Origin of the sequence: Desulfofalx alkaliphila DSM 12257 (genome assembly GCF_000711975.1) — a bacterium.
Taxonomy (GTDB): domain Bacteria; phylum Bacillota; class Desulfotomaculia; order Desulfotomaculales; family Desulfohalotomaculaceae; genus Desulfofalx; species Desulfofalx alkaliphila.
In genome coordinates, this window is the sequence record NZ_JONT01000046.1 from 1 (window position 1) to 6,195 (window position 6,195).

Consider the following 6,195-nt stretch of genomic DNA (forward strand, 5'->3'; position numbering starts at 1 on the left):
CAGATTGAAAAACTGGATTTATTGATTCTGGACGAGCTGGGGTACATCCCACTCCATAAAGCCGGGGCGGAATTGCTTTTTCAAGTAATTTCATTATGCTACGAAGGCAAAAGTATAATTATCACAACCAATTTATCATTTTCTCAATGGAACCATGTTTTTGTAGACCAGATACTAACCGAAGCTGTAATTGACCGATTAATTCATCATTCACAGTTGCTGATATTTAACGGGGAGAGTTTTAGATACAAAGAATCATTACTGAAAAACTAGAATTTTGGGATGTTGGCAAGTAAATGCATTTTTAACTGCCATTACATACATTTCCTACTTGCCAAATACACAACAATAATTTTTTTGACCCAGGTGGTGTAGTTTTTAATTATATTTTGGTGCAGTTTTCAGTTGACAGATACAGCGGGGGAAAAAGTTGTTTGGTTATCTGGGAATGTTTGTGGCGGGGGCATCTTTTTTTGCACAAATAAAAGGCGCCAGATTGGTTTCCCAGTCTGACGCTCTGTATCTTTCGTGAACAAACTTTGTAATTGTAAACATACTTTTGTGCCATGTCGACATATAAGATAATTTTTTCATATTCATAGACATATCTTTATGTTTTTTATTATTCTATTATCATTATACTATATTATAAAAGTATTGATTCTCCATTTCTATCAGTTTTTAGATATTTATAATAATTATTGGAGCCAATCTGTGGTGAACTATTAGCATAACAATAAATGCACTGGTGACTACAAGTATCATACTGTCCAATATCTTTGCTTATTATACAACCACAAGATTCACGTTGACCTTTATCCTTTAACTTTCTTGATTTATCAAAACTGTTATTTGTACTTCTTTCTAAAATCTTCTTATCTTCTTCCTCAATTAAATCAAATAGGGTTATTTCTTTAAAGTTAGAATCAACATCACTATTATTATAACCTAAAAAGTTCATTAACTTTTTGTCCTGTGAAAATACTTTAATCATTAAATCATCATCAATGCACTTATTCTTTTTAATATTGTATCTACTTAAATCAATATCCTCTGAACAAGTTGCTATTTCTAGTCCCCAACTTCTATTAATTTCATTCAATCCTTCTGCTATTGCTTCCATTGTTTCTTGAATGAATTCTTTATAATTAATACCATTTTTATTTAGATTACTTTCTACTCTCCTATATGCTGAAATATCAACAAAACTGATTACAAGTTTATTTGTATAATCTGCAATTTGGTTTCCTACTTTATATATCTTATCCAATAAGACTTCAACAGTAATTTTATCTGTTAATATTAACGGATCAAATCTCCAAACTACTTTATCTTTTCCTATCTCTTCTGACAGATACTTAAAAGTGTCTATTCTTTTATCCAACCTTCTTACTTTCGGTTCAAGCCCTTCTCTTTCATAATCATTTAAAGTAAATAAAAAATAATAGTTAATACCTATATCATTAATCTCCTTAAGATGTGCAATTATAGGCTGAGCATCTTTTGTCCAAAATACAATTAAACGGGCCTTATCAAAAGAAATATACTGCGGTTTTCTATTAAAAGGATTTACCCACTTAACATATCCTTCCCTCAGTCTATTAATGAACCATTCGGAATAAAATGCAGGTATATCAGTAGACCTGCTTGCAGAAATAATCACTGGTGCAACCCCTTTTACTCTACCTTCTTTGGTATCAATATCTATTATTTCCCACTTATTTGAAGCCATTAAAAACACTCCTAATCTAAATTTTCCGGTCCTTTTATTTATCTTAAAGAAAATGCGTCATATGCGGTATCATTAATAACATTTAACTCCTTATAATGGTATGTACCATTGATACAATATCTCTCAGGAGCAATTTGATAACATTCTTGCTTATCTATTCGTTGCATTACTTTGTCCACAAAGTCTGTATGAGCCAAAACTTTATATGTGATTTTGGATATATCTTTATGATTCATTCTGTGGTTTATATTAAAAATCTTCTGATGAAAACACTCTAAATTATCCTGACATTCTTCATACCAGTGGTAGCAGCATATAGGAATTAGGCAGCCTAATTTTCCATTATTTTGTTTCATATAGTCGGTTATCTCTTTATTCATTATTTTCCCGATAAAGTTCCTTTCTCCAAATATATTATTTTTTTGATTTTCCATAATCTGATTAGTAACATCCTCTATTATAAGCATACCTTCTGGAGTCAGGTAATCATATGACTGCTTTATGAATGAATGATATAGTCCTCTATTGAGTTCATAATCCCTGTTGTAAAATTCACTAATAAATTTAAAGGTAAGAATTATATCAAACTGTTCATTAGAGTTCCTTAGAATTTTACTTATCTTTTCTTCAAAATCATACCTATCCTCAAATTTTTGTTCCATTACGCTAAGGTGGTTATTACTGTTTTGGTATAATTGTTCGTATATCTTTTTTTGATAACTGACTGCATTTACATTCCCGTCTATTGAAATAATATTAGTCATAATTGTTTCAAGTGGAAAAAAGTCTTTCATTGCTTCTATCAGCCCAAACAAATCTCCACCAGAACCAGAACCTATGTTTAAAATATTTATTTTCTTCTTTCCTATAAAATTTTTATAAATCTCTTCTTGATTAAATAAACGATAAAAAATATTATATGACTCAACAAAACTTCTTGGAAAGTAAGTGCCTAAGTACCGTTGACTTTGTTGTTCATTATTATCCAAATTGTGTAAAGCAGCAATTGGAACAGGATCATATTGCGCTTTTAATTCATCAAAGATGAATCTCTCTAAATACGGATTAATATTTAACATATATAACACTCCAAGTTATCATCTTTGTTGCAAAGATACTTTTCATTTTATACTAAAAACATCAACACAATTCATAAAAATCACTATCGACTTTTTGAATCATTTTAGGTATGTCTCTTAAACAATTAATAAAAACCCTTTTTTGCGCTCTTGTAACTGAAGTATAAATAACATTGTCCTTGTTAGAAAAGCCTATATTTTCAAATTCATTTAGCCCTAGAATAAATACATAATCAAATTGTAAGCCTTTTATTTGGTGGTAAGTTGTAACTGCAATTCTATCTGTAAACTCCCAATTGTTTCTCTTTGCAACATATGACCTAATCCCTTTCCTATTCAAGGAATTACTAATCATAGCCAGTTCATTATTCCTGTCTTTAGGATAGATAACTGCAACTGATGAATTTGACTCGGTTTTACGTATCTTCTTAATAGTAGTAATAGCCTTGTTTATTTCATCCTCAAAACTTCTGCATACAGTTACACAAGGCTTTTCCCCTCGATTTGCAACAAATGAAGATTTAGAGTTCTCACTATTTTCTCCCATCAATTGATTTGCAAATAAAATTGTTTCCAAAGTAGAACGGTGGCATACATTCAATTCATAAGAACGATCTATATGTAATCCAAATTCATTCCAAGACTCAACACCATTATCAAATATTTTTTGCGCAATATCTCCTACTATTGTCATAGAATTATTATGCAATTTATTTATTAATAGTAACTGAATAGGAGTAAAATCCTGTACTTCATCGACTATTATGTGATCAAATTTCCCAAAATACCTCTTTTGAAGTTGTCCTAAGATCAATAATGCAATCCACGCAAATATATACATATCAGATGCCTTTAAATAATTACAAAAATTATAATTATGATATACTCCATTATTCTTCAAATATTGTTGATAATCTTCAAAATGATAAAATTCATTCAATATATTTGCTAAATTAAATATTATCGTTGAATTTTGACTCTTCCAACTATAATTGTTAAAGTAATGAGAATTCATTATTCTTTCTAACTTTCTTTCTACTTGGTTTATTTTTTCCTCCTTATTAATAATCAATTTATTGTTTTTAATTTGGTTTTTAGCATAATGTCGTAAATTAACAAAATCTATTAAGGAAAAAATTTGGGACGTTTTTTCTAAATGTATATAAAACCTATCAAATTGATGTAAATCTATATCTTTCCTTAAATCAGACAAAATTTCCTTCTGTTTTTTATGAAGAAATGCTAGGATAATCTCTAAAACTTGCTTTCTTGATTTAACCTTTTTATGATAATAATCTTCAATATAGTCGATTCTTGTTATATTGGTTAATTCACGAACTTTCTGGTACATCCAATCATCGAAACTATTTACCTGCACTAATGGTATATCTAATCTTGTAACTAAGTTAGAGAGATATTTCTTTAATGCTACATTATAACAGAATACAGCAATATTACTTTGATTAAATTTACTAGAACACTCATTAATAAGGTATACTATTCTATGAAAAGCAATATTAGTTTTCCCACTTCCTGCAGGCCCTTTAACAAGGGTGATTCCTTGGTAAGGTGCTCTCATAATAGTATCTTGTTCTTCACGCATTTTATCTGCAATACTATCAAGAGTTGAAGATTTCACTACTTCATTTTCCTTTTTACTAATCACTTTATCTTTTAAACTTTCTTTTTTTACTTCTATATCATCAGAAATTTTTGGCCGCATATTAGTATATTTAACCACTTGTCCATCAAAAGAAAAAGCAAAATTATTGTCAATGTGTTCTAATTCAATCAGATTTTTATCGATAATTTTAACAATTTCTTTTTCTGCAATAATATAGTTTTGTCCATTGATATTATCGCCCTGACCTACATTTTTAAATCGTAATGCTGCAATTGGTGAAGTATATAAAACTATATTTTGAGAATGGTCTGACATAAAGTTGGAAATAAAATACGTTTGATTAGAGGTAGTTGTAATTTTGCTATAGTAAGGAGAATTAATAAATTTCTCATATGTAATATAATAATTATCTAATTTTACTCTTTTTTCTCTTAACTTATTTAAATCTTCCATAATATATATTTTGTCTTCTCTATCTGCGTATCTTAAATTTTCTTTTTCATTATATATCTTGCTGAGTATATCCTCCATTTGCTTTTTTAAATCGGAGTTTTCAAAATTATATGACAAAGTCTCAACAATATTTTTAAGAATCTCTATAGCCTTTCGCCAGTATGCCTCGTGTCTTTCCAAGCCTACTCCCCCTTTTGCTTTGAAAAGTATATTGCTTTTATCAATATTTGTTTTAATTACTCATATATATAGTATTATATAGTATTTATGCAATATTTTCCACAAAACGCAGTTTTTATAATTCGCTCAATTTACATAAATAAAATGCGACAGATTGGTTTCCCAGTCTAACGCTCTGTATCTTTGTGAATAAACTTTGCAATTTTGAGCATACTAATTTGTGTGTTTCCTATGAACGTATAAATCTATTTTATTAAAATAAGAATTCTTATATTTATTCAATTTCTTATGGTGGTCCTTGCGAAGCAATTAATTATTACTCTAAAACTTAGATCCATAAACGTACTATATATAATGTAGGGAAGTTTAAGAAAGGAAATCAAAAGTATTACATTTTCCCATCTACAATTAGATATTATACACTCTTTGGTAATATGATCCTAAAACAAAAGCATCGGATTATTCAAATCTGATGCTTTGTATCTTTAATCCTATTCATCTTAAAAACTTTATTTTGCATATTACCTCTATTTTTTCTCAGTAAATTCTTTAATGACTTCTTGAAACCTAAATATATCCAAGATATCATAGTTTTTCAGTGATATATTAATTCCATACTCTGGAGCACTTTTTTGCCCGGGTTTATCATAGTTTCTATCAACAAATACTTCATTAGGTTTTTCCCATACCCCTGATGGAATTATAAACATATCAGGACTCTTTCCATTTTCAAATAACAATAATGTAAGGTACAAATTTTTATTACTTATATCAAACTTGCTCTTTTGAACAATGACGTGGTCAAGCAAAATTGTAACACCAGCACATAGTATCAAGCCACTCTGGCAGCAGCCGGTGTTAGACCACCATTGAACGTGTGAGGCCGTACTCGGTTATACCAAGCGTAGGCAAATTCAACTACTGCAGCATCCAATTCACGTTCAGTTCTATACTCGAAAAGATAGATCAGCTCATGTTTCAAGGTGTTAAAGTAGCGCTCGATCGGTGCATTGTCATAGGGACAGCCTGTTCGGCTCATGCTTTGCTGGATGAACAGGGCTTCGCATGAGCGAACAAATTCCTTCGAAGTAAATTGGCTACCCTGATCGCTGTGAAGGATGAGACCT

Annotated in this window: 6 protein-coding genes; 1 reads left to right on the plus strand and 5 read right to left on the minus strand. The window is 29.9% G+C overall.

Features of this window, described 5'->3' with window-relative positions:
• On the plus strand, nt 1–273 hold a 273-nt coding region (locus tag BR02_RS0112680; RefSeq protein ID WP_031517663.1), incomplete at its 5' end, for an ATP-binding protein.
• Between the two features lie 373 nt (nt 274–646).
• Here the strand turns inward: BR02_RS0112680 and BR02_RS0112690 are convergent.
• From BR02_RS0112690 to BR02_RS0112710, 5 genes are all read right to left on the minus strand, one after another.
• A complete protein-coding gene (locus BR02_RS0112690; protein ID WP_031517665.1) occupies nt 647–1,732 on the minus strand; it encodes a DUF1848 domain-containing protein in 1,086 nt (361 codons plus the stop codon).
• 38 nt (nt 1,733–1,770) lie between these two features.
• On the minus strand, nt 1,771–2,811 hold the full coding sequence (locus tag BR02_RS0112695) for a methyltransferase domain-containing protein (protein WP_031517667.1): 1,041 nt from the start codon (nt 2,809–2,811) through the stop codon (nt 1,771–1,773).
• A 61-nt stretch (nt 2,812–2,872) separates the two neighbouring features.
• Complete coding sequence (locus BR02_RS0112700) at nt 2,873–5,068, minus strand: UvrD-helicase domain-containing protein (protein ID WP_031517669.1); 2,196 nt, start codon at nt 5,066–5,068, stop codon at nt 2,873–2,875.
• Nucleotides 5,069–5,595: 527 nt separating this feature from the next.
• A complete protein-coding gene (locus BR02_RS14535; RefSeq protein WP_207641037.1) occupies nt 5,596–5,877 on the minus strand; it encodes a hypothetical protein in 282 nt (93 codons plus the stop codon).
• A gap of 23 nt (nt 5,878–5,900) precedes the next feature.
• A partial coding sequence (locus BR02_RS0112710) for an integrase core domain-containing protein (protein ID WP_031517673.1) occupies nt 5,901–6,195 on the minus strand: 295 nt, incomplete at its 5' end.

Coding starts and splice junctions, on each gene's coding strand:
- BR02_RS0112690 (WP_031517665.1), bottom strand. CDS start 1,732: ATGGCTTCAAATAAGTGGGAAATAATAGATATTGATACCAAAGAAGGT.
- BR02_RS0112695 (WP_031517667.1), bottom strand. CDS start 2,811: ATGTTAAATATTAATCCGTATTTAGAGAGATTCATCTTTGATGAATTA.